Annotated in this window: 21 protein-coding genes; 4 read left to right on the top strand and 17 right to left on the bottom strand. The window is 65.0% G+C overall.

Annotated elements, in window-relative coordinates:
• From Q5064_RS01030 to Q5064_RS01000, 7 genes are all read right to left on the bottom strand, one after another.
• A partial coding sequence (locus Q5064_RS01030; RefSeq protein ID WP_302961514.1) for a TrkA family potassium uptake protein occupies nt 1-393 on the bottom strand: 393 nt, incomplete at its 3' end.
• A 9-nt stretch (nt 394-402) separates the two neighbouring features.
• Entirely contained in the window at nt 403-1065 is a 663-nt protein-coding gene (locus tag Q5064_RS01025; protein ID WP_302961512.1) for a TrkA family potassium uptake protein, read from the bottom strand.
• Between the two features lie 58 nt (nt 1066-1123).
• Nucleotides 1124-1942, bottom strand: a complete 819-nt coding sequence (locus tag Q5064_RS01020; RefSeq protein ID WP_302961510.1) for a CMP-2-keto-3-deoxyoctulosonic acid synthetase — start codon at nt 1940-1942, stop codon at nt 1124-1126.
• Between the two features lie 237 nt (nt 1943-2179).
• Entirely contained in the window at nt 2180-3037 is an 858-nt protein-coding gene (locus tag Q5064_RS01015) for a hemolysin family protein (protein WP_302961508.1), read from the bottom strand.
• A gap of 64 nt (nt 3038-3101) precedes the next feature.
• Nucleotides 3102-5093, bottom strand: a complete 1992-nt coding sequence (locus Q5064_RS01010; RefSeq protein WP_302961507.1) for a PH domain-containing protein — start codon at nt 5091-5093, stop codon at nt 3102-3104.
• Nucleotides 5093-5584: a PH domain-containing protein gene (locus tag Q5064_RS01005; protein ID WP_302961505.1), complete on the bottom strand. Its 492-nt coding sequence runs from the start codon at nt 5582-5584 to the stop codon at nt 5093-5095. The genes Q5064_RS01010 and Q5064_RS01005 overlap by 1 nt, the downstream gene beginning before the upstream one ends.
• Before the next feature lie 306 nt (nt 5585-5890).
• A complete protein-coding gene (locus Q5064_RS01000) occupies nt 5891-7711 on the bottom strand; it encodes an FAD-binding protein (RefSeq protein ID WP_302961504.1) in 1821 nt (606 codons plus the stop codon).
• Between the two features lie 314 nt (nt 7712-8025).
• Here Q5064_RS01000 and Q5064_RS00995 point away from each other — a divergent pair, with 314 nt between their 5' ends.
• On the top strand, nt 8026-9480 hold the full coding sequence (locus Q5064_RS00995) for a helix-turn-helix transcriptional regulator (RefSeq protein WP_302961502.1): 1455 nt from the start codon (nt 8026-8028) through the stop codon (nt 9478-9480).
• Between the two features lie 140 nt (nt 9481-9620).
• Here Q5064_RS00995 and Q5064_RS00990 read toward each other — a convergent pair whose 3' ends face one another.
• From Q5064_RS00990 to Q5064_RS00975, 4 genes are all read right to left on the bottom strand, one after another.
• Entirely contained in the window at nt 9621-9980 is a 360-nt protein-coding gene (locus tag Q5064_RS00990) for a ferredoxin family protein (protein WP_302961500.1), read from the bottom strand.
• A gap of 21 nt (nt 9981-10001) precedes the next feature.
• The gene (locus Q5064_RS00985) at nt 10002-11987 is read right to left on the bottom strand and encodes an FAD-dependent oxidoreductase (protein WP_302961498.1); all 1986 of its coding nucleotides are present in this window, start codon (nt 11985-11987) and stop codon (nt 10002-10004) included.
• A 224-nt stretch (nt 11988-12211) separates the two neighbouring features.
• Entirely contained in the window at nt 12212-13708 is a 1497-nt protein-coding gene (locus Q5064_RS00980) for a helix-turn-helix domain-containing protein (RefSeq protein WP_302961496.1), read from the bottom strand.
• 26 nt (nt 13709-13734) lie between these two features.
• On the bottom strand, nt 13735-13926 hold the full coding sequence (locus Q5064_RS00975) for a hypothetical protein (RefSeq protein WP_302961495.1): 192 nt from the start codon (nt 13924-13926) through the stop codon (nt 13735-13737).
• Nucleotides 13927-14090: 164 nt separating this feature from the next.
• On the opposite strand from Q5064_RS00975, the gene Q5064_RS00970 reads away from it, so the two are divergent.
• Both Q5064_RS00970 and Q5064_RS00965 read left to right on the top strand, forming a co-directional pair.
• The gene (locus tag Q5064_RS00970) at nt 14091-14765 is read left to right on the top strand and encodes a response regulator transcription factor (protein ID WP_302961493.1); all 675 of its coding nucleotides are present in this window, start codon (nt 14091-14093) and stop codon (nt 14763-14765) included.
• On the top strand, nt 14762-15856 hold the full coding sequence (locus Q5064_RS00965) for a HAMP domain-containing sensor histidine kinase (protein ID WP_302961491.1): 1095 nt from the start codon (nt 14762-14764) through the stop codon (nt 15854-15856). Before Q5064_RS00970 ends, Q5064_RS00965 begins: the two co-directional genes overlap by 4 nt.
• 38 nt (nt 15857-15894) lie before the next feature.
• Here the strand turns inward: Q5064_RS00965 and Q5064_RS00960 are convergent, their stop codons facing one another.
• Nucleotides 15895-18120, bottom strand: a complete 2226-nt coding sequence (locus tag Q5064_RS00960) for a sodium:proton antiporter (RefSeq protein WP_302961489.1) — start codon at nt 18118-18120, stop codon at nt 15895-15897.
• A gap of 238 nt (nt 18121-18358) precedes the next feature.
• On the opposite strand from Q5064_RS00960, the gene guaA reads away from it, so the two are divergent.
• Nucleotides 18359-19339, top strand: coding sequence for a glutamine-hydrolyzing GMP synthase (gene guaA, locus Q5064_RS00955; protein ID WP_302961487.1), 981 nt, complete (start codon nt 18359-18361; stop codon nt 19337-19339).
• A 344-nt stretch (nt 19340-19683) separates the two neighbouring features.
• Here guaA and Q5064_RS00950 read toward each other — a convergent pair whose 3' ends face one another.
• The 5 genes from Q5064_RS00950 to Q5064_RS00930 all read right to left on the bottom strand — a co-directional run bounded on the left by Q5064_RS00950 (nt 19684) and on the right by Q5064_RS00930 (nt 23794).
• The gene (locus Q5064_RS00950; RefSeq protein ID WP_302961486.1) at nt 19684-20490 is read right to left on the bottom strand and encodes a nucleotidyl transferase AbiEii/AbiGii toxin family protein; all 807 of its coding nucleotides are present in this window, start codon (nt 20488-20490) and stop codon (nt 19684-19686) included.
• On the bottom strand, nt 20491-21042 hold the full coding sequence (locus tag Q5064_RS00945; protein ID WP_302961484.1) for a hypothetical protein: 552 nt from the start codon (nt 21040-21042) through the stop codon (nt 20491-20493).
• 89 nt (nt 21043-21131) lie between these two features.
• Complete coding sequence (locus Q5064_RS00940; protein WP_302961482.1) at nt 21132-21920, bottom strand: metallophosphoesterase; 789 nt, start codon at nt 21918-21920, stop codon at nt 21132-21134.
• Between the two features lie 8 nt (nt 21921-21928).
• Nucleotides 21929-22957 carry an RNA ligase family protein gene (locus tag Q5064_RS00935; RefSeq protein ID WP_302961480.1) on the bottom strand — a complete coding sequence of 343 codons (1029 nt, stop codon included), beginning with the start codon at nt 22955-22957 and terminating at the stop codon, nt 21929-21931.
• Between the two features lie 201 nt (nt 22958-23158).
• Nucleotides 23159-23794 carry a GyrI-like domain-containing protein gene (locus Q5064_RS00930; protein WP_302961477.1) on the bottom strand — a complete coding sequence of 212 codons (636 nt, stop codon included), beginning with the start codon at nt 23792-23794 and terminating at the stop codon, nt 23159-23161.
• Nucleotide 23795: the final 1 nt, after the last annotated feature.

Below are 23795 nucleotides of genomic sequence, written 5' to 3'. Positions count from 1 at the left end.
CTCCTCCTCGATGAGGTTCGCGATGAGCGTGGTGGACGACACGCACTCGATGCCCACCTCGCGGAAGATGCGCAGGTTCTTCGGGTTGTTCACGCGGGCGATGCAGCGCGGCACGTGGAACACGCGCTGGGCGATCTCGCAGGACACGAGGTTCGAGTCGTCCTGGCCGGTGGTGGACACGAACACGTCGGCGCCGCGGATGCCGGCGTCCTCCTGGTAGCGCGAGTCGCAGCCGTCGCCCTGGATGACCAGGTAGCGCCCCTCCAACGACATCGACAGGCGGTCGGCCGTGGCCAGCTTCTGCTCGATGACGGCCACCTCGTTGCCGCTTTTCAGCAGAGTGGAGGCCAGGTAGGAGCCGATTTTTCCGCCGCCGGCGATAACAACGTACATGGTGCTTCCTTAATCGAGGATGTAACGCGAGAACTGCGTGATGACGTCGTGGCGCACGCAGGCGAGCAGCGAGTCGCCGGCGTAGAGCAGCGAGTCGGGCGTGGGAATGGAGGAGGCCGAGCCGTCGGCCCGCTCGAAGGCGATGATGCGCACCTCGTGGTCGCGCTCCAGCTCGGAGGCGCGGATGGTGCGGGCGTTGTCGCGGCTGGAGAGGTCCAGGGTGAAGCGCAGCACCTCGAACTCGCCGAAGGTGTCGATATGCGAGCCGTGGCCCGACACGATCTTCGAGAACACGTCCTCGGCCACGAGCGACGTGCCGCACACGTAGTCGATGCCGAGCTGCATGTAGGCGCGCTCGTGGTCGGGGTTGTACAGGCGCGAGATGACATGGGGCACGCCGAACAGGTGGTTGGCCACCTCGGCGCACATGAGGTTCGCGTTGTCGAACTGGGTGACGGCGGCCAGCACGTCGCATTCCTCCACGCCGGCCCGCAAGAGCACGTCCTCGTCGAAGCCGACGCCCTGGACGGTGCTGCCGTTGAAGTTGCGGCCCAGATTCGCGAAGGCGTCGGCGTTCTTGTCGATGACGCAGACGTTGCTGCCGTTGTCGGAGAGCATGTTCGCCAGCTGCGAGCCCACGCGCCCGCATCCCACGACGATGACGTTGCTCATAATTCGCGCTTCCTCCCTCTATATAAAAGAAAATGCCCGAGGGCATTTTCCCATATTCCTAGATGAGCGACATCTGGTTGAGCGTATCTCTGTACCAGTTGTCATAATTGGGCGGGCAGTAGCGCATCGCGTAGGAGTAGCTGATGGTGAAGCCGTAGCCGCGCGCCAGGCCGGCCACGTGGGCGCGGATGGCGGTGTCCCAATCGGGCCAGTTCGTCTGATCCCAGCCCCAGGCGTTGTGGGACTTGAAGCACACGCGGCCCTTGGTGGACTCGGTGTTGGAGATGGCCGGCGACCAGCGCGGGTCGATGCCCGCCTCCCAGGCGGCCTCGGCGAAGGTGGAGCCGTGGCCCGCGAGGGGGCTGCCGAACAGGTAGTTGTCGATGCGCTCGGTCCACTCGGCGATGAACGCGTCGCGGCCCACGGAGAAGTCGACGTCGCCGGCGGGCAGCGAGCCGAAGGCGGTGTAGTAGCGGGAGCGGGTGGCGTCGGCGCGGGCGATGGCCTCGGCCTCGGCAGCGCGGGCCGCTTCCTCGGCGGCGATGCGGGCGGCCTCTTCCTCGGCGGCGATCTCGTCGACGCCGGCGCTCACGTCGCGCGACGAGGCGGTCTGCAGGGAGGCGGCCTCGGCCACATCCTCCACGGCCAGCATCTCGGCGGCCGACTTGTCCTGCACGGTATCGGGGGAGACCTCGCCCTCGGGGCGGTTCTCCGAGCTGAGGCGATCGAGGCCGAAGGTGGTGGCGTTCGCGTCCTGGGAACCGGCGGACGCCCAATCGAAGCCCAGGAAGCCCACGGCGGCCATCGACAGCACGCAGGCGGCGACCATCGTCAGAACGACGGCGCCCCGATGGCTATGCTTACGGCGAGTAACCACTTGCTTCCTTTCATGACAGCACGAATCCGACCGCGGGAGCGGCAGCAGCGTGTTGTATTAGGGTGGGTGGTTTGCTGCAAGATGTCTGCGCTATGCTGTTTTCGACTCGGCTATTTTACCTTAGTTGGCACCGAGGGCAAAAACGGCAACGGCCGATGTTCACGTTTTGTTCGCTTGACAAACGCCGCCGGAAACATTCCTGCAGGTGGTATTGGAAGCCTGCCGATGTATTGACGATCAGTTAGTTGAGGAGGCCTCTCCACAACTCGCTTCCTCATCGGAAAGCTTGCGCACGCGGATGACCGAGATGCGGCTGCGGCGCATCTTCTCCACCTTGAAGGAGAAGCCGTCCACCACGAACTCGTCGCCCACCTTCGGCACGAAATCGAAGGTGTGGATAAGCCAGCCGGCCACGGTCTCGTAGTCGTCGGACTCCTCCAAAGGCCAACCGAGCTCCATGGCGTCCTCCACGGGGAAGCGCCCGTCGCAGCGCCACTGATCGGGGCCGACGGCGCTTACGAGCTCGCGGTCGCGGTCGGTCTCGTCGGCGATCTCGCCCACGATCTCCTCTACGATGTCCTCCATGGTGATGAGCCCGTCGGTGCCGCCGTACTCGTCCACCACGATGGCCATCTGCATGCGCGCGGCCTGAAGCTCCGAGAGCAGCGCCAGCACGTTCTTGGTCTCGGGCACGTAGAGCGGCTCGAACATGAAGTCGGACACAGGGCCCTCGATGCGGCCGTCCATGAGCGGGCCGATGAGGTCCTTGTAGTTCACGATGCCGATGACGTCGTCCACTTCCTCGTGGTACACGGGCAGGCGGGAGTAGCCCGTGCCGCGCATGCGGTCCAGCGCCGTGCGCGCCGGCTCCACGTCCTCGGCCATGATCATGTCCACACGGGGCTTCATGATCTCGCGCACCGTCATGTCGGCCAGATCGAGGATGTCGTTGATCATGCGCTTCTCGTCGTCGAGCAGCTCTTTGTTGTCGGCGACCATGTCCTTGATCTCATCCTCGGACACGCTCTCGCGGCGACCCGGCTTCAGAAACTCCAGGAAGCCGGCTTTGGGGGTGGTGTCATCTGTCTTCGTCATGGCGGGTACTTTACCATACTTCCCTCGGGAAAGAGAGAGGGCGGCTCAAAGCCGCCCCCGATGATCATCGATTGCCGCCGGGCTTCATCCAGTCGAGCCAGGCTGCGGCATCTTCCACGCCCACGTCGATGAGCGAGGTGGTGGTGCCGCCCGTGCCAGCGGCCGTGGTGGCCAGAAGCGTGCGCGTGCCCGCACGGCGCTGGAGCGGGTTGCTGCGCGCGCAGGCGAACTGGATCTTCTGGCGCGGGAAGCTGACCGTGGTGCGCGAGAGGCCGCCGTTGCTCACCTGCATGAAGCGGCGGTTGTAGGCGAAGCTCGACTCGCGGGCCCACAGCACCGCCCCCACCGCGTCGATGACGAGGAGCACGGCGGCCAGGGCGATCAGGGCCACGAGCACGCCGCGCCCGTAGGTGTAGGCGAGGCCCAGCATGACCGCGTCGTCGTAGTCGTCGAAGACGAGGGTGCCCGCGTCGGCTGCGCCCACCAGGCCGTTTATGAGGACGATGCCGGCCGCGGCCAGCAGCGCCAGCCAGAAGCCGCCGCCCTGGATGATGCAGCGGCGCACGAGCGCACGGCGCAGCGCCACCTTCGCCACCGGCTTGGACTCGCACGGCAAGTCGGCGAACTCGGGGATGAGGCCGGCCAGGATCTCGGGCACACGGCTCATCTTCACGAAGGGATGCACGATGACGCCCTGTTGGGCCAGCGTGCTCTGCTGCTTTTGGGCCTCCTCGCCCTGGACGGCATCGATCTTACCGAGGGACAGCTCGCAGTAGCCGAAGAGGCGCCGGATGAAGCTCTGCTTGACGACGACCGACTGCACGCGGTCCACGTCGATACCCTGGAAGGTATGCTGAAGCAGGCCGTACTCCACCTCAATACGCCCGGCGCGGCGGCGCGCCTTGAAGCCGCCGTAGCTGATGCAGGTGCCCACGGCCGACAACAGCCACAGCACGAGCACGACGACGATGACCGCAACGGCCACAATGCCGGCGACGTAACCGGTGGCCTCGGAGGCCACATAGCTCACCGCGCCTTCCACCACCGTATTGGCGGCGTTCCCGAACAGGTCGAAGGCGGTGCCCACGAGTTGCAGCACGCCGACGATGAGACCGGCCAAGATAAGGCCGGCCGAGGTGGTACCCGACAGCCCCGTGAGGAAGAGCTCCTTGTTGGTGAGTCCGTACTCGAAGGTGACGCGACCGGTATCCACCGCGCCCCCCGCGAACACGCCGCCCACCTCGTCCCAAGCCGCAGCTCCGATGTCGAGCACGTTGCCGGGAGCCGTGGCGGGTGCGGCGACGGGAACGCCGGGAGCCGGCGCGGCGGCCGCGGCGGAGATGCCGGGAGCAGCCGGCACGTCAGATGCGCCCGCAGTCGCTGGCGGGAAGGGCCGCCCCTCGGCCTTCGCGGCGGCCTCGGCGGCATGGAAGGCATCCAGGCGCGCGAGGGAGGCCTTGCGCTCGTACAGCTCGGTGCGCAGCCATTCCGCCTGCTGCTTGGTCAGGTAGGGCACGATCACCGCGCTGTTCGCGGCGCCGCCGGCCGTATCGATGGACACCGTGCACACGCCGAAGATGCGCTGGAGCAGCGTGGCGCGCTGATCCACCGACTGCACGCGCTGGTAGGGCACGTGGGCCTGCTTCTTGTTGAAGATACCCGAGTACAGCGTGAACTCGTAGGGCCCCACGGTGAAGTAGAGGTGCTTGTAGCCGACAACCCGCGTGACCGCCACGATGCCGAACACCACGAGGATGAGCACGAGCGTGCCGCCGGCCACGAGCGCAAGGGCAATTCCCGCAGGAAAGCCGCCCAGGCCGCCATCGGCTACAACGCCGGCAATCGTGGAGAAGTTCCCCACGACGAGGACGAGCCCCACGATCACGAGGGTGCGCAGGCTTTCCAGCCAAATGTAGCTGTGGTGCACGTGATGCCGTACGGGATCGGGCGGGGGCACGGCTGGGCCGGACGGGGGCACAGGCTGCGCCGCGGGCTGCACGGGCGCCGGCGGCTGCTGGGATGCGGGCGGCACGCCCGGCTGCTGCGGGGCACCCATTACACGTCCTCTCGGGCCAGACGGGCAAGCTCGGCCGCACGGTCGCGCAGCACGTCGGCCTCCTCGTTGGCCAGCCCGGGAATCTCGTGCTCGCCGGCCGCCGTGGCCACGGTCACGCTGGAGAGCCCGAAGGCGCGCAGCACCGGCCCCTGGCGCGTATCGGTGTTCTGCACGCGGATGAACGGGATGATGAAACGCTTGCGCCAGAAGATGCCCCGGGCGATGTCCAGGTAGTCGGGCGTCAGCTCGTAGCGCCAGCGGGCGTAGCGGATGGGCGGCAGCGCAATAACGCACACGATGAACAGCACCGCGAACACCACCGCTACTACGAGGGCCACAAAACTCGCCCACTCCTCTTCAGGCGCGACGGCGCCGATGATGGCGAAGGGGGCGAAGCAGCACGCGAAGGCGATGATGATCCAGATGGCGTCGCTGATGCGCCACACGTTCTTGATGCGCGGATTCAGCTGGTTTGCGGGCATGTCTCTCATGGTCGTCCTTTCACCCCAAAACATACGGTGACCATACTACCCCACTTCCGCAAGCCCCAGGCAAATGCTCGGCAATTCTTAAGGTTTGAAGCCGAGGTGACGCGACCGCGCCACCAGCCTCGGCATGCGCGATGCGCATCGGCCTGCCGGATGGCGCCCGGAAAAGCGAGGGCCGCCCCGGGCAGGGGCGGCCGAAGAGGAGCCGCAGGGAGGGAGCGCGGCTTCCGGGAAATGCAAGGCGAGGCGCATCGCCGAGGAATCTGTGCAGAACCCTCGGCGACCGCGCCGTTGAGCGCGAAGGAAGCCTTAAGCGGTGGCGTTACCGGCCACGAAGGCGTCGTAGTCGTCCTGGTTGGCGAACACCGGCAGGTCGGTGGCGTTGTTCCACTCGGCATCGCCGAACCAGTCGTCGGCCACGGTGCCGCCCAGGCACTGCTCCACGAGGCTGCGGGCGGCCTTGCTGCCGCTCCAGATGGACACGCACTGGCAGTTGCCGGTCTCGTACACATCGGACACGAAGCCCGACACCGTGAGGCCCGCGGCGTAGAGGCCCTCGATGGGGTTGTAGTCCTGATCGACCACGCGGCAGTCGTGATCGACGCGCACGCCGCCGTTGGTGTTCACGATGAGCGAACTCAGCTTGAAGCCGTAGTAGGGGGCATCGCCGATAGCCACGAGGTACTCCGCGTCCTTAGCGAAGGCGCTGTCGGCACCGGCCGCCGCATCGGCGTCGTAGGTGGTCACCGTCTCCACGAGGGCATCGGCCGGCACGCCCATGGCCTCGGCCAGCTCCTCCAGGGTGTCGCCCTTGAACACGGTGTCCAGATCGGCGTACTCCTCCAAATCGGCGTCCAGATCGTAGGGGCGCTCGTCCTGACCGTCGCCGTAGAAGCTCATGGTCATGCCCGGCAGCTTGTTCTCCTTGTAGTAGTCGAGCAGGTTGGAGCCGAGAATGGAGTACACGGCACCCTGCCCCTCGACGAGCTTGCTGCGGTTGATGTTGTCGAGGTCGGGCTGGTCGGTGATGCGGTAGAGGTTCTCGTCGGCGAAGCGCGTGCCCTCCTGGTTCACGAACAGGGCCGTGGGGGTCTGGCCCACCGCCAGATTCAGCCACGATTGATAGTGCATGCCGTTCACCGCGCCCTGCATGCTGGACAACGCGATGGTCTTGCAGCGGCCGTGAGCCGTCTGCTCGGCCATGAGGAAGCCATCGCCGAAGTGGTTCTGCTCGACGGAGTAGCAGTGCGTAAGCTCCTGGTTGCTGTAGTTCTGCAGAAGCTCAAGGTTGTTCGACATGCCGCCGCAGGCGAGCACCACGGCCTTGGCGTTCAGGTTCACGTAATCGCCGCCCTCGTCAATGACCTGCACGCCCACGACCTTCGTCTCGTCGTCGCCGTCGAGCAGCAGGGCCGAGCCGCGGGTGTTCAGGCGAATCTCGACGTTCTGGTACGTCGGATCGGAGTCGATCTCTCCCGTGAGGCGCTGGATGGTGAGCGAGCCGTTGCCGCCCTCGTAGCCGGCCAGGCCGTTCCAGCGGGTGATGGGCTCGCCGGCCTCGAAGGAGGCGAGGGTCTGCTGCAGGCGCGCCATGTTCTTGATGGTCAGCGGCACGGCGTGCTTCTTGAACATCCAGGCGCTGTTGCGGCCGATGTCGTAGGCGCGCTCGGCGATGAGGCGGGCGTCCTTCACGAAGTGGGACGTGGCTGCCTCGGCGTCGGCGGCCTGCATGGCGGTGATCCAGTCGCTGCCCTGGGCCGGCATGTCGGGCTGCTCGGCGAAGTTCGTGCCGCCGCCGCAGATGCCCTGGGCCTCCGTCAGGAGGATCTTGGCATCCGGGGCCTGCTCGGCGGCCACCATGGCGCATACGACGCCGGCCATGCCCGCGCCCACCACGACGACGTCGAAGTCCTCCTCGCTTGCGGCATCGTGCACGATGCCGATCTCGTCGCTGTTGTCGGCCTTGGTGTAGCGCGTGCCGGCGGTCGTGGCGGCCGCGGCGTTCCCGGAAGCGGCCTCAGCCTCGGCGGGGGTCTTCGGCGCGCAGCCGGCAAGGCCCGCCACGGCAGCGGCGGCCACGGCCCCGGCGCCCATCTTCAGTGCGTTGCGTCGCGAGATGCTCTCCATCATGTTGTCCCTCCATTAGGTCGAAGTTACTCGGCGGCATCCCTTGCGCCGCCACGACGCACCATAGGGCACCGCCGCGCCTCGGAAGGACTACTTTGCGGCCTATTTCCCGTCTGCATGCGCCTATTTTTCTCCGCTGAGAGGAAGTCTAGTTTTCTAGGCACCCTCTCCTCATAAGGGAAAACGGCTCGCAGCCCTCACGAGGCGCGAAAAAACCGCGCTCGGCATTTCGCGGCGATGCTCTTGGTACAATGGCATCCACGACAACGGCAACGCCCCTTGCGGGAATGCAAAGGACTCGGGAGGAAACCTTCGCCATGGAGCACACGACCGCTGATACCGGCGCGCAGAGCGCCTCTCCCGCACGGGGCGTCGAGCTCTTCCCGTCGCGCCTCCTCGGCTTCGGCGTGTTCACCGCATGGAGCTCGCTGGCCGTCTCGCTGGAGATCGAGCTGGACATCGCGGCCCTCTCCTCCCCCATCGGGCGGCTCTTCCTGCTGTCAGCGCTCACCGCCCTGGGATACCTCTTTGTCGCCGTGCTCGCCCACCGCACCGAGCGCACTCTGTGGACGCGGCCGGTGTTCATTGGCTGCGGCGTTCTGAGCATACTGTTTCCCCTTTTGGAATTCGCTGCCGCAACCTGGGGCTTGTTCGCCCTGGATGCGGCCGCCATCGTCTGCTACAGCGCGGCAACGGTGGGTCTGTTCCTCATGTGGGCGAACCAGATAAGCGCCCATCCCCCGAAGACGGCCCTCATCGCCTACAGCGGTTCCTTCGCACTGGGCGCCTGCATCTATTTCGTGGTGGATGCCCTGGGCACCCCCGCTTTCTTCGCCGCCCTTCTGCTGCTGCCGGGCGTATCATGCGCGCTGCTGCACCTGAGCAGCCGGCTGCCCCGCGCCGACAGCTCCGTCGAGGAGGGGCCGGTGCAGTGGCGCGTGCCGTGGCGGCCCATCGTGCTGGTAGCCGCTTTCACGGTGGCCTTCGGCATTGTGACCCACTTCGAGGGAAACGCCATGGTGCCCAGCGAGCTGGGACGCCTTTTGGCAGGCCTGGCCGCCCTCGCAGCGGCTCTCACGCTGTTCCTGCGGATTGAGGCCACGGCCATCGCCAAAATATCGGGACTGCTCGCCATGGCGGCACTGCTCTGGTGCGGCGTCCAAGGGCCAGATGGAGGCTGGGGCGCCGGCAAACTGCTCATCAGCATCGGATACTACGGGTTCATGCTGTTCGTGCTGTGCACCTTGAGTAACATCTGCTTCAGCTACCATGCCCGCGCTGAATGGCTCTTCGGCATCGTGCAGGCTGCCGCCATCGTGCTGACGGCCCCCAGCGGACAGTTTGGAAACTGGCTGCGGGAGATGGCCCTGGCCGGCCAACTTTCCCTCGCCGATGGCGTGCTGGCTGGCGTGGCCCTGGCCGTGATGGCCGCCTGCCTGTTCCTGCTCACCGAGAACCCCTTCACGGCCACCTGGGGCATCAAGGCGTTCCGTCGCGCCCCGCACGACGACGACGCGCAACCCATCGCCGTACGCGACTACCTGCAAGACCGCATGTACCGCTGCACCCTTATTGCGCGGCAGTACGGCCTCACGCACCGGGAGGAGGAGGTGCTCGCCCTCATGGCCGAGGGCAAGTCGTTCGCGGAAATGGAGGCGGCCCTCGTGATCGCCCACGGCACCTTGCGCGCCCACGTGCAACATCTCTACGAGAAGCTGGGCGTTCATTCCAAGCAGGAGGCCATCGACTTCGTGAACCAGTGGGAGCAATAGCTCCGCGCACGCAAAAAAGGACCGACCCGAAGGTCGGCCCTCTCTCGGTAGATCACGGGGACCAGTGCCCCCTGCGCGCCTTAAGGCTCGGTTGCCCCCTATCGGCGGTGACACCCAGGCCTGCAGAGCGCGGAGCCAGCTTACTTCGAGCCGCTCCAGCCGCCCGACTCGCCGCCTTCGCCGCCGGCCTCCTTGGCCGCGGCCTCCTCGGCCGACTTCTCGGGCTGGGCGATGGTGGCTTCCTTCACCAGCTCCGGCGTCACCGTGTCGGGAACCGCCGCGCGGGCGGCCGCCGTGGCCAGCGAGGTCTGGTAGTAGGACATCTCGAGGGAGCGGCCCTGGCAGCCCATGTAGCACTGACCGCAGCTCTGGCAGTTCTCGGGGTAGGCGATGACCGACTTCATGTTGTCGGCATCGAAGCGGAACACGTCCATGGGGCACACGGTCACGCAGTGCTGGCAACCGATGCACTTGTTCAGATCATAGCGAACGACGCTCATATGAGTTCTCCTTCCTTCTTCCTAGTTCCAGCCGCCGGACTTCTCTTCCTCGGGCAGGCCCTTGGCCTTGGCCTCGCCCGGGAAGCGCACCGCGTAGCGGGTTGCGTAGTCGACGCTCGTATCGCCCACCCACTCGGACTTCAGCGGCACGCGGTCGATGACCATGGCGCCGTCGTCGCCCTTGGTGATGGTGATGTAGCACAGGAAGTTGTCGTCGTCGCGATAGGGGAAGTCGCTGCGGTAGTGCGCACCGCGGCTCTCCTGGCGCTCGAGGCTCGCGCGCAGCTTCATCTCGGCGGAGAGCACCTTATGCTTCACTTCCAGGCACAGACGCTGCTGATGCGAGTTGGTGGCCTGCAGCTTCGGCACCACCTTGTCGCGCATCTGGAGCACCTGGGTGAGCGCCGCGTTCAGGGCCGGCTCGCTCTTGTCAACGAGCACCCAGAAGGGGCTCATGATGCCGAGCAGCTCGTCGCGGGCCCAGTCGGGCGAGAAGCCCTTCTCCTGGGACAGCGGCGCCTCGATCTCGGCGGTCACAGCCTCGACCACATCGGCAGGCACCTGGCCCGACGTCGCGGCGGAGGCGGCGTAGGCAGCGGCGGCCTTGCCGGCCACATCGCCCTGGATGGAGGTGAAGTTCGAGGTGAAGCCCACGCCCACGGGGTAGGCCGAACCCGTCACGGCACAGCCGTTGATGCCGTCGCCGGCCACCCACAGACCCGGGATGCCCGTGGCGCCCTCGAGGTCGTCCAAGCCGCAGAACACGCCGGCGGAGAAATGGGACTGCATGCCCACGGCAGCACCGTAGCAATCGGCCTTCGGCTTGGGAGACAGCATCTTGCCGATGCGGATATCGTCATCGCGACCCGACAGGGAACCGCCGCGGCGCCCGATGTCGGCGGCCGCCTGGTCCTCGATGTTCGTGCCGTCGTTCACCGCCAGGCCGTTGATGGTGCCCGACACGCGGGCCACGACCATGGCCTTCTCCTTGCTGGTGGCGTAGCTCTCGGCCGTATCGGCCGTGATGTCGCCGCCGCACAGCCAGATGTTCTCCAGCCAGTCCCACTGGTTGTTCGCAAACGAGTTGCCCGAGGCGTAGGAGGTCGTCACATGGAAGTCGTCGAACTCCTTGTTGGCGATGGGCAGACCAAGGTTGTAGGCGATGTACTCGCCGTCGAAGGTGTTGCCGCCGACGGGATAGCCCGTGGGCTTGTAGCAACCGCCGCCCATGGCCATGACCACCGACTTCGCGTTGAAGGTGACCACGGTGCCGCTCGGCACGTGGAATCCCACGGCGCCGCACACCGCGTCGCCGTCGCGGGCCACGTCGACCACCATGGTGTAGGTGGCCACCTCGATGCCGGCGTCCTGAATGAGGGGCAGCCAGCGGGCGTGGCGATCAACCGAGGCGTTGGCATCGTAGTAGCCCTGAATGTCCAGGTCGTTCCAATACTCGGTATCGGCGCAACGGTCGAAGCGATCCATCAGACCCCAGTCGGCCAGACGCTGGTAGGCCTCCTTGGAGTGGTCGATCCACATCTGGTACCAATCGCGGTTCACCAGATACTCACCGCCCATGGTGATGGCCGTCATGAAGGCGTCGGCGTCGTCGCCCATGTCGGGATCGAACCAGCGGTGCGAGCTCGGCCAGGGGGTGAGACCCGAGTAGCCGGGCTGGCCCTTGTCAACCATGACAACCGAAGCACCGGCGTCCTTGGCGGCCATGGCCGCGTTCAAACCGGCGAAGCCGCCGCCGATAACCAGCACGTCGCAGTCGTAGACGGTCTTCTCGGGCGCGGCAGCCGCCGGAATGGGCAGCTCGGTGGTCACGCGCTCCTCGCCGGTCGTGGCGAGGTCGTCGTCGGCCGCGGCGGGGGCGCTCTCCTGGGGCGCGCAGCCGCCGAGCGCGGCCATCATGCCGAGACCGCCCGCGGTGATACCGCCGGCGCGCAGGAAGTCGCGGCGCGACAATCCGTCGGAGTAGGCATCAGCTTTCACTTCTGACATATACCCGTCCTTCCTCTGTTCTTGCGAACCTCGCGATACCGCCGGCCCCGCTGGCCGTGCAATGCGGCATCGCTCTCCCGTTAAACGGCGGCCGGCTTCTCCTCGCACGGTCGCCTCGGGGTTCATCATGGGAAAGAAGGGGAAATCACGCATCATCCGAAACGAGCAAATTTGAGGCACATTCCTCATACGAAACGGTCAAAGACCAGTTCAGATCTATGAAACTAACGAATGCGGTAACTATCGACCAAGGCTATGAGCTCTTGCTTGGTATGGATGCCGAGCTTGCGATAGCAGTGGGACAGGTGGGCCTTCACGGTGGACTCCGACACAAGCAGCGTCTCGGCGATCTTCCTCGCCGAATAGCCGCGATAGGTGTATACCACCACGTCGAACTCGCGCGGCGTAATGTCGTAGGAAACGGTGGCCTGGCGGCAGAGATCGGTCTGCCAGGTATCGCCCTGGGCCGAGGCCTGAGCGGCGTTGTCGCGGGAATGGGCCACGAGCAGCACGATGGCTGCCGCTGCAATGGCGAACGCCCCCACCGCCGCCAGCGGGGTGGTCAGCGGCATTTCCGCCAGCACGCCCAGCACGCCGGTAGCATACAGCACATCCAGCGCGAAGAACTGAGGCCCAGCGCACACGACGATGCCGTAGGCGCCGATCAGCAGCCACGGGGCCATGCGACGGTGCACCGCCTCGGTCAGCAGCGCCATGAGCAGCAGCACCTCGGCGCTGTGCTCTGCGGCCACCAGCACCCGCTTGCCCACGAGCACGTACACGCCCGCCGGGTCGCCCAAGGTCACCACCAGAAGCGATCCCATGTACAGCAGGGCCACCAAGGCCACAATGGAGATGAAGTTCGACAAGACGATGCCCTTGCGCACCAATCCAGCGGCAAAGGCCGCCACCAGCGCCGCGCTGACGACAGCGGTCAGCACATGGGCGGCCACGTTCAACGTGCCCATCTGCGCAAGGCCGATGCCCATAGCCGTGAACACGCGCACCGACGTCACGCCGAAGTAGATGAACGCCACGCACAGCACGATGAATCCCCACGGCAGCGATAACCAGGCCACGCGCCCGGCAGGCACCGCACTTGCAACGGGCGCGGCAGTTGCCGCGGGAGTCGGCGCGCCCTCCTCCGAAGCGCCGGCAGCCTCATCCATGCGGGCGCCGATCAGCAGACACCCCAAGGCCACCAGCGGGCACAGCGCCAAGCACAGGGACAGCGCGCGCTCATCAAGCAGCGTCAGTGCCAGGAAGACGATGCTGAACAGCACGTAGGAAAGACCGAGGGCGACAACCACCGTTCGCGTATCGTAGGCACACAGGCGACCGAGGAAGGCCATGCAGCAAGCGGCCACGTACAGGGCCACCACCACCGAGGCGCAGCGCGTGACCAGGGGCACTGCCGGCGCGAGGAAGGTCCAGGTATCCCCCGCTACGGGAGCGCCGTACATCACCAACGACGCCACCGCCCCCAAAGCCGCGCACAGGACCGGCAGCCGCGACGAGTGCAGCCACGCGCGCACGGGCGCACGCCGCAAAAGCACCATGAGGACTACGCAGGCCGCCGTTAAGGCCACCGCGTACACCATGTGGTTCAACGAAACAGCCGCAATATCGGCGTCTTGGAAGAAGGGCGACATGACGAGGGGGTAATAGGGCGACGCCTGCAAGGAGAACCACAGCACGGCAAGGCCGATCACCAGCGGCATGTCCCTGCGTTGCACCTTGTATTCCCTCACTCCAGCCATGAGGGGAAGTATACACCATCCTCGAGCAACTCTTCTTTATACTCAACCATGAATAATGAAAGCGCCCCGCCGTGAGGCAGGGCGCTTGCGCAGAAGGTTTTTTCGGGTTCGTCCTGCTGTGCCTTCTCGCCCACCCAGGCGATGAAGTTGGCCGTCGCCTCGCCCGTGCGTTCGGCCATGGTGTGGCCCCGTCCCCAGACGGCGGCGAACTCGATGTCCTCCACCGCGTCGCAGGCACCCAGCTCCCCTTCCTTACCCTCTTGTAAGACTGCGCTTTCGTAGGCAGGGCGCGCGGGGCGAAGCGCTACAATGGGCCGAGACATACGACGGCGAAGGAGACCCCATGGCTCAGCGCATTTACCTTATCGAAGACGACGCGACCCTGCGCGCCGAGCTCGCGCATGTGCTGGAGCTCTCCGGCTACGCCGTGGCCGCCTACGAGGGCACCTGGGCCGACACAGCCGCGCGGGCGCTGGTCGCCGAGCCGGACTGCATCGTGCTGGACCTGAAGCTGCCCGGCGCCGACGGGCACAGCATCTGCCGCGACGTGCGCGCCCAAAGCGACGTGCCCATCCTCATGCTCACCTCCTCGGAAAGCGAGTTCGACGAGGTGATGGCCATGAACCTGGGGGCCGACGACTATGTGGTGAAGCCCTACCGGCCCGCCGTGCTGCTCGCGCATTTGCAGGCGCTTTTGCGCCGGAGCGCCTCGCCGGCGGCGGACATGGTGGTGCGCCACAAGGGCGTGACGCTGAACATAGGCGCCGGCACCGTGACCTTCGCGGGAAAGACCGCCGAGCTCACCCGCAACGAGCTGCGCATCCTGCAGACGCTCATGCGCAACCCGGGCGTGGTGGTGCCCCGCAGCGAGATCATGTGCGCGCTGTGGGAATCCGACGCGTTCATCGACGACAATACCCTCACGGTGAACGTGAACCGCCTGCGCAAGACCCTCGCCTCCCTCGGTGTGCCCGACGACTTCCTCGTCACCCGCCGCGGCGTGGGCTACGCCGTATGAGCGGGCAGACGCGCCTCGCCCCGGCGGAGACGGATCTCTCCCCCGACGACTTCGCCGCCTTCACCCCGGCCGCCTACGTGCGCGACAACGCGCTGGGGCTGGCGGCGCTCGTGCTCGGCCTCGTGAGCCTCGTGCTCATCCTGCCCGCGCTGGGCGTGACCACGTCGGGTGTGCTGCTCGTGGCCGACATCCTCACCCTGTTGGCCGTGGCCGCCGCCTTCTTGGACTATCGGCGCAAGGCCGCCTTCTACCGCGAGCTGCGCGGCCTGCTCGCCTCGCTGCGCCAGGCCCGGGTGCTGCCCGCGCTCATCGCCGAGCCCTCCTTCCTGGAAGGCCAGATCGCCTACGAGACGGCGGCCCGCATAGCCCAGCTGGCTGACGAGGAAACCGAGGGGCTGCAGGAGGAGGCCGCCGCCTACCGCCGCTATATCGAGCTGTGGATCCACGAGACGAAGACGCCCATTGCCGCAGTGAAGCTCATGCTCGCCGGAGAGCCGAGCGCCCAGTCGGCGAAGATCGCCCGCGAGCTGGAGCGCATCGAGGCCCAGGTTGACCAGGCGCTCTACTACGCGCGGTCGACCTCGGTGGAGCGCGACTACGCCATCCGCGAGGTGGACTTGGGCGCAGCGGCACGTGAGGCGTGCAAGCGCAACACCCGCTTCCTCATCGAGCGCGGGGCGCTGCCGTCCTTCGACATTCCCGAGGGCATGACGGTGCTCGCCGACGAGCCGTGGCTCGTGTTCATCCTGGGGCAGATCGTGACGAACGCCGCGAAGTACGGTGCCGGCCGCATCGAGTTCACGGCCCGGGAGGAGGAGGGAGGCACCTCGCGCGGGCGCACCGTGCTCGAGGTGCGCGACGACGGCTGCGGCATTCCGGCCGCCGACGTGCCCCGGGTGTTCGAGCGCGGGTTCACCGGCCAAGTGGGCCGCGCGCACGGCTCGGCCACCGGCATGGGACTGTACCTGGTGGCCAGCTTGTGCGCCTCCATGGGGCTGCACGTGGGCCTCGCCAGCGAGGAGGGCACGGGCACCCGCGTCATCCTCACCTTCCCCCACGACCGCACCCGCAAGAGGCTCTACGGCGCCTGAGAGCTGGGACGTCCGGCGCGGCCCCCTTGGAGCAGCGCTTAAGCCCCCAGGCTCATCTGGAGCACGTAGACGCGCTGGCGCAGCTCGTTGGCGACGGGCAACGTTATCTCGCCGTGCTCCAGCAGGTGGCGAATCTGGTCGAGCTCGATGGTGAGCGCGTCGGCGTCTACCTCGTCGGCATAGCGCGCGGCCTCGGCGAACTGCTTGCCGAACAGGGGTTCCATGCCCTTCGGCAGCGACGCGTGGGGGCCGATGGTGATGTCGGGGCGGTCGGTCTGCTTCACGTCCTGGCCGTAGTTGATGCGGTTCCACAGCGAGTTTAAGGCCATGCGGTGCTCTTCCAGAAGCACGGTGGCCGGCTTCTTGCGCTCGTCGTCCTGGGCGATGACGTCTTGCAGGTAGTCGATGGCCGCGTGCTCCAGCTGGATGGCGAACAGGCAGGTGTCGTAGTAGACGCGCTCGTCCTGGTCGGTCTCCACGCCGTCGGGCTTCGTGCGCTGCCACAAAAGGGCCGCCCGGCCGCGCAGGCTCCTGAAGCGCGAGCCCACGTTCACGTCGGTCCCGTCGTAGCCGATGGAGCGGCGGATGCGGCGCAGGGCAGCGTAGTAGGGCGTGCTGACGTTCACGCTGAGCCCGGCGGCGTCCTGCAGCTCGTCGGCCTTCTTCTGCTGCACTTCGCGCACGGCCTGGGAAAGCTCGTCGAGCTTGCGGCCGCAGCCGTCGCTTGAGGCCTCGCGCTCGTGGATGAGCCGGATGCGGTACTGGGCGATGGTTAGGCGCAGGGCCGGGTCGTAGCGGGAATCGGCCTCGTCGTCCAGCATGGCCTGCAGCTCGCGCAGGGTGCCCTCAAGCACCCGCATGGTGGCGCGGCGCAGCTCCTCGTCGCTCGCGTTGTCGGCATCGCGCGGGGCCAGCCGTGGCAGCAGCCCGTCGGCCAGAAGCAGGGTGCACAGGATGACGCTCGCCGTGAGGAACACGATGAGGTCGCGCTCGGGGAAGGGCGTTGTGCCATCGTTCATGGCAAGGGGCAGCGTGAAGATGATCGAGAGCGTGACCGCGCCCTTGGGGCCGCCCACCGTAAGCACGAGGGCGTTGCGCACGAGGCTGCCCACGCGCTCGCGCCAATGGGGGCGCCGCTGCCGCAGGTGCGGCGTGGGCGTGGGCTGGTTGGTCTCCACCGTCTCCAGCTTCGAGGCACGCCGGGCCCGTTTGCCGCCCTTGCGGCCGCGTCGGCGGCGCAGGGCCACGCGGTGGACGATCTCCATCACCAGCACCCAGACGAATCGGCACCCCATGATGAGCACGGTGACCAGGGCGACCACCCCGAGCAGGAACAGCGGCGAGAAGCGGTCGGCGATGGCCGGCGTGAAGGCCTGGGGCAGCTCCATGCCCAGCAGCGTGAACACGACGGAGTTGATGAGGAACACGATGATGCGCCAGAACCCATTGGAGACGATCTGGCGCTGGGCGGCGGCCGAGGAGGTGAGACGGGGCTGGCGCTCGGCCATCACGAGGCCCGCGGCCACCACGGCCAAAATGCCGCTCGTGGAGACCCATTCGGCGAAGAGAAACACGAAGAAGGGCGAGAACACCTCGTAGAGCACGTTGGTGGTGGTGCTCTCGTAGCCGCCCCGGCGCAGCAGGCGCGCCGCCGCGCGGCCGGCAAACCCCAGGGCCGCGCCCACCGCGATGCCGCCGAAGAACAGCCGCGCGAACTCCGCCCCGGCGTCGAGCGCCGAGAACGCGCCGGTGAGCGCCGCCGCGCTGGCGAACTGGAAGGCCACCACGCCCGAGGCGTCGTTGATGAGCGACTCGCCGGACAGCAGCGTGGACTGGCGCTTCTTCAGGCTGACCGACGAGGCGAGAGCGCCCACGGCCGCCGCGTCGGTGGGGGCGAGGGCCGCAGCGCACGCGAAGGCGGCGGCAAGCGGGATGGAAGGCACGAACCAGTTCAGCACGAAGCCCACCACGAGCACGGTGAGCAGCACGAGCCCCACTGCCAGCGATAGGATGGCGCCCTTGTTCTCCCACAGCTCCCGCGGCTCGGTGTTGCGCGCCTCGTTGAACAGAAGCGGCGCGATGAACAGCACGAGGAACAGCTCGGAAGAGATGTGCACGTCGTGGATGGCCGGCACGAAAAGCGCCACCGCGCAGCCCACGGCAATCTGCACGAGCGGAAGCGAGAGGCGGGGCACCACCTGGCATAAAACGGCCGAGCCTATAACGCAGGCCAGCACGACAAGGGCCAGCTCGAGTATTTCCACCATGCCTCCTTTCGCCTTGGGACGCGGAACTACCACGCGCTCAGCCGCGCCGCGGGGGCGCGCCTGTCTACCGCAGCCGGCGCCATGCGCGCAGCGGTCCCATGCGCGACCTTCCCGCTCACCATTATGGAAGGCTCCCGCGGCGCACGCCGATCACTTCCCCACGCTGTAAACCCCTTGTTGCGGCCCTGCTATAATTCCCCCAACGGAAAAGCCGCTGCAGACCCAGGAGGTTCCCATGGATTCCAACGTTCGCCCCGACGACATGGAGCGCATCACCACGCCCGAGCTGGCCCAGGCCTTCATCGACGAGCAAGTGGCCGCCATTCGCGAGCAGGTCGGCGACAAGAAGGTGCTGCTGGCGCTGTCCGGCGGCGTGGACTCCAGCGTGGTGGCCGCGCTGCTCATTAAGGCCATCGGGAAGAACCTCGTGTGCGTGCACGTGAACCACGGCCTTATGCGCAAGGGCGAGTCGGAGCAGGTCATCGACGTGTTCCAGAACCAGATGGACGCGAACCTGGTGTACGTGGACGCCACTGACCGCTTCCTGGATCTGCTGGCCGGCGTGGACGAGCCGGAGACCAAGCGCAAGATCATCGGCGGCGAGTTCATCCGCGTGTTCGAGGAAGAGGCCCGCAAGGTGGGCGACGAGGTGGACTTCCTCGCCCAGGGCACCATCTATCCCGACATCCTGGAGTCGCAGGACGGCGTGAAGGCCCACCACAACGTGGGCGGCCTGCCGGAGGATCTGCAGTTCGACCTGGTGGAGCCCGTGAAGCTGCTGTACAAGGACGAGGTGCGCGTCGTCGGCCGCGAGCTGGGGCTGCCCGAGTCCATGGTGGAGCGCCAGCCCTTCCCCGGCCCCGGTCTGGGCGTACGCTGCCTGGGCGCCATCACCCGCGACCGCCTGGAGGCGCTGCGCGAGGCCGACGCCATCGTGCGCGAGGAAATGGAGGCGGCGAACGTGGGCGCCTGGCAGTACTTCGCCGTGGTGCCCGACGTGCGCGCCACCGGCGTGCGCGACGGCGTGCGCGCCTACGAGTGGCCCGCCATCATCCGCGCCATCAACACCGTGGACGTGATGACCGCCGAGGTGCCCGAACTGGACTGGGCGTTGCTGAAGCGCATGACCGACCGCATCACCCACGAAGTGCCCGGCATCTGCCGCGTCGCCTACGACCTCACCCCCAAGCCCGTCGGCACGGTGGAGTGGGAGTAAAACGCCAGTTCAAAAGCGTGCTTTTCTAACGCGTTTTATCGGGGTTGACTCATTTTGAATCGAGACAAAGCAATGGCTTGACGTTGCTCCACCAAGCCATTGCTTGCATGCTGGAGATGCAATATGTCACGTCTTGCTGCTTCAATTGTTCGCCATTGTGGATAGTTGCACAAATCCGCCCAAAGGAACCTACTGGAATACTGGATAGCAGAAAGGGCGATTCATCAACAGCAAGTAGCCATTGCTATCTCTAGCGAGCGGTCGCGTGTGGCTTGCTCGTGATGATGTTCTGATTGGGCCCCGAGCCCTTGAGCCATGTATGCACTCGTTCGCAGACCTACGAGTTATTCGGAGAAGTACTTCACGATTGCTGAAGTCGCCTTCCCTGGCGAGACTTCAAGCCAGTCGTTCTTGGCTCTTGAGAGTTGACTTGCGAACCTTCGATTAGAGAACACACTTCGAAGCCTGCTTGCGATGTCGCTATAGCTTCGCTCGCGCATGGAAGCGTCGTTGAGCACGAGGGCGTCCAGGGCATCGCCAAGCTTTTCTGGGCCTACGCCCTTGACGGCGAGCAGGTAGTAGATATCGAAGACATCCTTATAGCGGGTCGACGCAGCTCCGATACGGAGGAGCGAGCGCAGCTTTTCAGCGACCATCTGCTCGTTGCTGTCCGCCAGCAAGGTTACCGATTCGTCGAGTTTGGAAAGGTCGAAGCAGACGTCCTTGAGCTCGGGAGAAACGAGAGTGTGGACCCCTATGTCCACCTTGCTTTCGATAGAGTTGCCCAGGCCATCCGATATGATCACGTGGATACGCTTCCCGCTGTAGTCTTGGTGCTTGAGCTCCTCGATGCTCCCAGTGAGTTTGACGGAGAAGGCAGAGCCTCCTGCCTTGAGGGCGTCGACAAACTTCCTGATCGAAGCGTCCGCTATCGGATAGCGGACGAAGTCGAGATCGAAGTCTGTTGTGGCGCGGCGCGCATCCTTGGAGACATGCTGCATGAGCACGCCGCCCTTGATGGTGATGTTGTCGGCGAGCGTCGACTTGGCGATGAGATCCAGCATCGCATCTTGGGCGCATCTGGCCTCCGCCTGCGCGTAGCTCATGCCGTCGTTTATGTAGGAACCCCTGATTCTTGCGAGGTCTTCCATCTAGAGCACCTCCCTCTGCAGTATGTCGAACATCGCGTCCTGCCTCTTGAACAGCGCCATGTAGTCCTCCACGAGCCTGATATCCAAGTCTTCGGATATGCGCCTGTAAGAGGCTATGACCTCTCTGTAGTAGTCGAGTGGAAGCGTCGCTTGGCGGCGCATCACCTCAACGAGCAAGCGCTCCCGATCGTATATGCGGATGATGCCGTGCCCGATGTCCTTCTCGACCGCCCCTGGATCGAGGAGCTCTCGCTCCGTGAAGTACTGGCGATAGCCCGGGCGAGAAATCCTCGTTGCGTCACGAGCGGTTGCAAGGTGCACCTTGTTGGGAGGGACATCAGTCAGTCCGTACGATGCAAGCGCGCTGTCCATCGTGATGACTGCGTCCGGATAGAGAACATAGGCAACGACAAGAGGATCGGGGTGCTCGCTTGAGGAGTAGATTCCACGGCCGATCTTGAAGAGCCCTCCGCTTCTGACTTTGGTCTCGAGCGCGCCCCTCGACCCAGCTTCCTCCAGGGCGCTTTCGTATGTGAGCACTACGTCTTTCATAGTGCAGATGATAGCACAAACATACACACTAACTCGGTTCATGTGTATGTTTGTGCTAATTCCGCCGGTTGAAGCAGCCAACCGATTCGTCACCTTTCGCAGAAATCCATCACCGCACTTTCCCACTCATCAAACAGCGGCACAACCTCCGTCTCTCCATGCCCCACCACCAACGCCGTCGCATCACCGATAGGCCGACCGCTGCGATACAGACTCATGGTATCGAGGAACCAGAAACTCTCGCCTGACTCAGCCTCGTAGCTCGATGCTGCCTCGATTGGCGTATGTCCTACAATCTGGGATAGGCCAGGGAACGGATCGCACAGCAACTCGCGTCGATCAGCCCACAACGGCCCCGGCAAGCCCCAACCGTGGCGTGCCGGGCCACAAGAAATAAGCGATCGCCACTGCGCCTGATTGGCATACATGTCGTTCAAGTGCGCAGCAACTTCCCCCGCCTCTGTGCCTTCCTCAATGCCGACGCGATGCGCCCATGCACCTGTAAGACCCGCATGGGTTACCAAACGGCCACCTACGACTGCGGCCACCCTTACACCCAGCCCATCGGAAAGCAGCGCTGCAACTTCTTCGCGCACGTCTTCGTTGGTGAAGCCATAGCTCGCAAGCCCCAGATAGGCCGCATCATGGTTCCCCATGAGCACGGCCACCCGTAGTTTCAAGGCCTCTGCCTTTGCCTTCCATTCCGCTGCATATTCCAGCTGCCGCACCATGGCTCGGCCGTCCACGCCCCAGTCGTCGCACAGGTCGCCTGACAGCACAATGGAGTCGCAGCAATGGCTCAGTGCCGTATCTGTCGCCCGCGGCAGCACCAACGACATCTTGCAGTGCAGGTCGCCTACCACCAACGTTTTTCCCATGGTCACCCCTATTTCTCTCGCAACAAGTAGTCGTTGTTAATGACCTTCATGGAAAGCGGGCCTTGAGCGATCTGGCTGTAAACGGGCTCCTGCGAACGCACTACGATGCCTTCCTTGGTCACACCGCTCGAGTAACATCCCCGCGCCCGCTCAAGCAGTTCGTCCACGGCGGCATAGGGCAGGCCATCGCCCGTCTCTTCAATAGGGGCCATTTCCAGGCCCAGATCGTCACTTACATTCCTCATGGCCTCCAACCCCAGTCGCCGGCGCGCCGCGATGTCATACATGGTAAACACGTACCAACCCGGCCGCACAAGTCGCAACGGGTTCTTCTGAATACCGGCTGCGCAGAACTCCCCCTGGATGGCAAGATTGTCTAACCCGTGCTCCCTTAGCCGCTCCTCGATGCCATGTTCGTGAGCGTAGCGCCAAAAGTCGCACTTGCCATCATCGGCGTACTCGGAGTTGTGGCCGCACACCCTGAACGTCCCATCGATTCGCGCCATAGTGACGCTTGTCCCATCCATTTTCGTAGTGATGTAGTAGGGCACATCGGCAAACTCCTTTATGAGCTCAGGAGCTGACTGTATGCGCAACTCTCCGGTTTTGGGAATTTCCGTCGGAAAGTCGGCAACGACTGTGCCTCCGCTTGTGGCTCGCTCGGATATCTCCCACTTCCGTACGCCCAGGACATCGGCAACGTTCTGATTGATGGCCCAGTCCCCTTCTGGAAGAATGGAGAGCGGTAAAACGAGCCCTTGGGAAATTTGCCCACGGAACCGTTGAGTTTTCAGGCGGAAGCCCTCGCCAAGCAAATCGGAATTCTTGTACGAACCCGAACGCAAGAACTCAAATTCTGGCGCAATGGGTAGAAACGAGTCTATCTCGAAATAAACCGCCAAATCGCCCTTCCGAAACTCTCCTTTCTTTGCAACACATTGCCACCCGAGAACTCGAACGAGCTCAATGCGATCGGCTCCTTCAATCGGCGCGACATCGTGGACGTATTGAACCGAAGCCAGCTTTCTTTCAGCCATGCCTTCTCCTTCATATGCGGTTGTCCCTAGATGTTTCGCGCAAAACGTGCTTTCGAGGTTACCGCGTATTACAACCTGGAACAATAGTCGCATTAGTCCGATTTTTAGGAGAATTGGAAAATGCTTAAATAGCAAAGCCTGCCGATTTGTCCTCGGCAGGCTTTCTTTTCTGGCCAGATATGTGGTTGGCGACACGCCTGCCTACGCGGGCCTCACGGGGATGCGGAGGACTGTTTTCAGGCGCTCGGGGGCAACGCGCCTGGGGTCTGAGAGGTAGATCTCGTGGTGGAGGCGCTGCCCGCTTTGGTCGAACTGCAGGCCCTCCGACTCGGCATAGCTTCTCAGCGCGTCGATTGTTGCGGGCTCGTCGTCGTAGGGCCCGATGTGCATGCACTGCACGCACAGCCCCTCGTCCACCGTGATCATCTCCGCCTTCGAGAAGTCGGCCTTTTTCTTGCGCGCGGCCTCCTGCACTGCCCAGTTGAACACGGCGGGCGTTACGAACTCGGGCAGCCTGATGCAGCTTATCCACTCGAGCTCGGCTTTGCGCTTCGGGTCCAGCTGCTCGATGGGCTCCGGGAAAGTCCAGAAGCCTTCCAGCGGCGGAACGACGTAGGGCGTATACCCCTCGATATCGTGACCCGACTTGGGGGACATCTTGATGGTGAAGGAGATGCCGTAGAGTAGCTGGAGGGCGCGCTGGTATTCGCCGTCTTCCTCGTTCGGGTCGCCTTTGCCGCGCACAGCCACGTAGTTGATCGGCGGCATTTCTATGAGAGCCGGCTTCTTCGACGGCTGGTAGATGTCCTTGTACTCTTTCTTGTAATCGAACGGCATG

Origin of the sequence: uncultured Adlercreutzia sp., from assembly GCF_958431955.1 — a bacterium.
Taxonomy (GTDB): Bacteria; Actinomycetota; Coriobacteriia; order Coriobacteriales; family Eggerthellaceae; genus Adlercreutzia.
This window is presented reverse-complemented; position numbering and strand designations above follow the sequence as displayed.

Bases quoted from the DNA above. Each gene is read 5' to 3' on its own strand.
- Q5064_RS00975 (WP_302961495.1), bottom strand. From the start codon at position 13,926: ATGGCCGAACGCACGGGCGAGGCGACGGCCAACTTCATCGCCTGGGTG.
- Q5064_RS00945 (WP_302961484.1), bottom strand. From the start codon at position 21,042: ATGAAAGACGTAGTGCTCACATACGAAAGCGCCCTGGAGGAAGCTGGG.
- Q5064_RS01000 (WP_302961504.1), bottom strand. From the start codon at position 7,711: ATGATGGAGAGCATCTCGCGACGCAACGCACTGAAGATGGGCGCCGGG.
- Q5064_RS00990 (WP_302961500.1), bottom strand. From the start codon at position 9,980: ATGAGCGTCGTTCGCTATGATCTGAACAAGTGCATCGGTTGCCAGCAC.
- Q5064_RS00980 (WP_302961496.1), bottom strand. From the start codon at position 13,708: ATGCCGCTGGTGATCGGCCTTGCCGTGCTGTGGTTCTCCTTGCAGGCG.
- Q5064_RS01025 (WP_302961512.1), bottom strand. From the start codon at position 1,065: ATGAGCAACGTCATCGTCGTGGGATGCGGGCGCGTGGGCTCGCAGCTG.
- Q5064_RS01015 (WP_302961508.1), bottom strand. From the start codon at position 3,037: ATGACGAAGACAGATGACACCACCCCCAAAGCCGGCTTCCTGGAGTTT.
- Q5064_RS00970 (WP_302961493.1), top strand. From the start codon at position 14,091: ATGGCTCAGCGCATTTACCTTATCGAAGACGACGCGACCCTGCGCGCC.
- Q5064_RS01005 (WP_302961505.1), bottom strand. From the start codon at position 5,584: ATGAGAGACATGCCCGCAAACCAGCTGAATCCGCGCATCAAGAACGTG.
- Q5064_RS00965 (WP_302961491.1), top strand. From the start codon at position 14,762: ATGAGCGGGCAGACGCGCCTCGCCCCGGCGGAGACGGATCTCTCCCCC.
- Q5064_RS00935 (WP_302961480.1), bottom strand. From the start codon at position 22,957: ATGGCTGAAAGAAAGCTGGCTTCGGTTCAATACGTCCACGATGTCGCG.
- Q5064_RS00985 (WP_302961498.1), bottom strand. From the start codon at position 11,987: ATGTCAGAAGTGAAAGCTGATGCCTACTCCGACGGATTGTCGCGCCGC.
- Q5064_RS00940 (WP_302961482.1), bottom strand. From the start codon at position 21,920: ATGGGAAAAACGTTGGTGGTAGGCGACCTGCACTGCAAGATGTCGTTG.
- Q5064_RS01010 (WP_302961507.1), bottom strand. From the start codon at position 5,093: ATGGGTGCCCCGCAGCAGCCGGGCGTGCCGCCCGCATCCCAGCAGCCG.
- Q5064_RS00930 (WP_302961477.1), bottom strand. From the start codon at position 23,794: ATGCCGTTCGATTACAAGAAAGAGTACAAGGACATCTACCAGCCGTCG.
- Q5064_RS00995 (WP_302961502.1), top strand. From the start codon at position 8,026: ATGGAGCACACGACCGCTGATACCGGCGCGCAGAGCGCCTCTCCCGCA.
- Q5064_RS00950 (WP_302961486.1), bottom strand. From the start codon at position 20,490: ATGGAAGACCTCGCAAGAATCAGGGGTTCCTACATAAACGACGGCATG.
- guaA (WP_302961487.1), top strand. From the start codon at position 18,359: ATGGATTCCAACGTTCGCCCCGACGACATGGAGCGCATCACCACGCCC.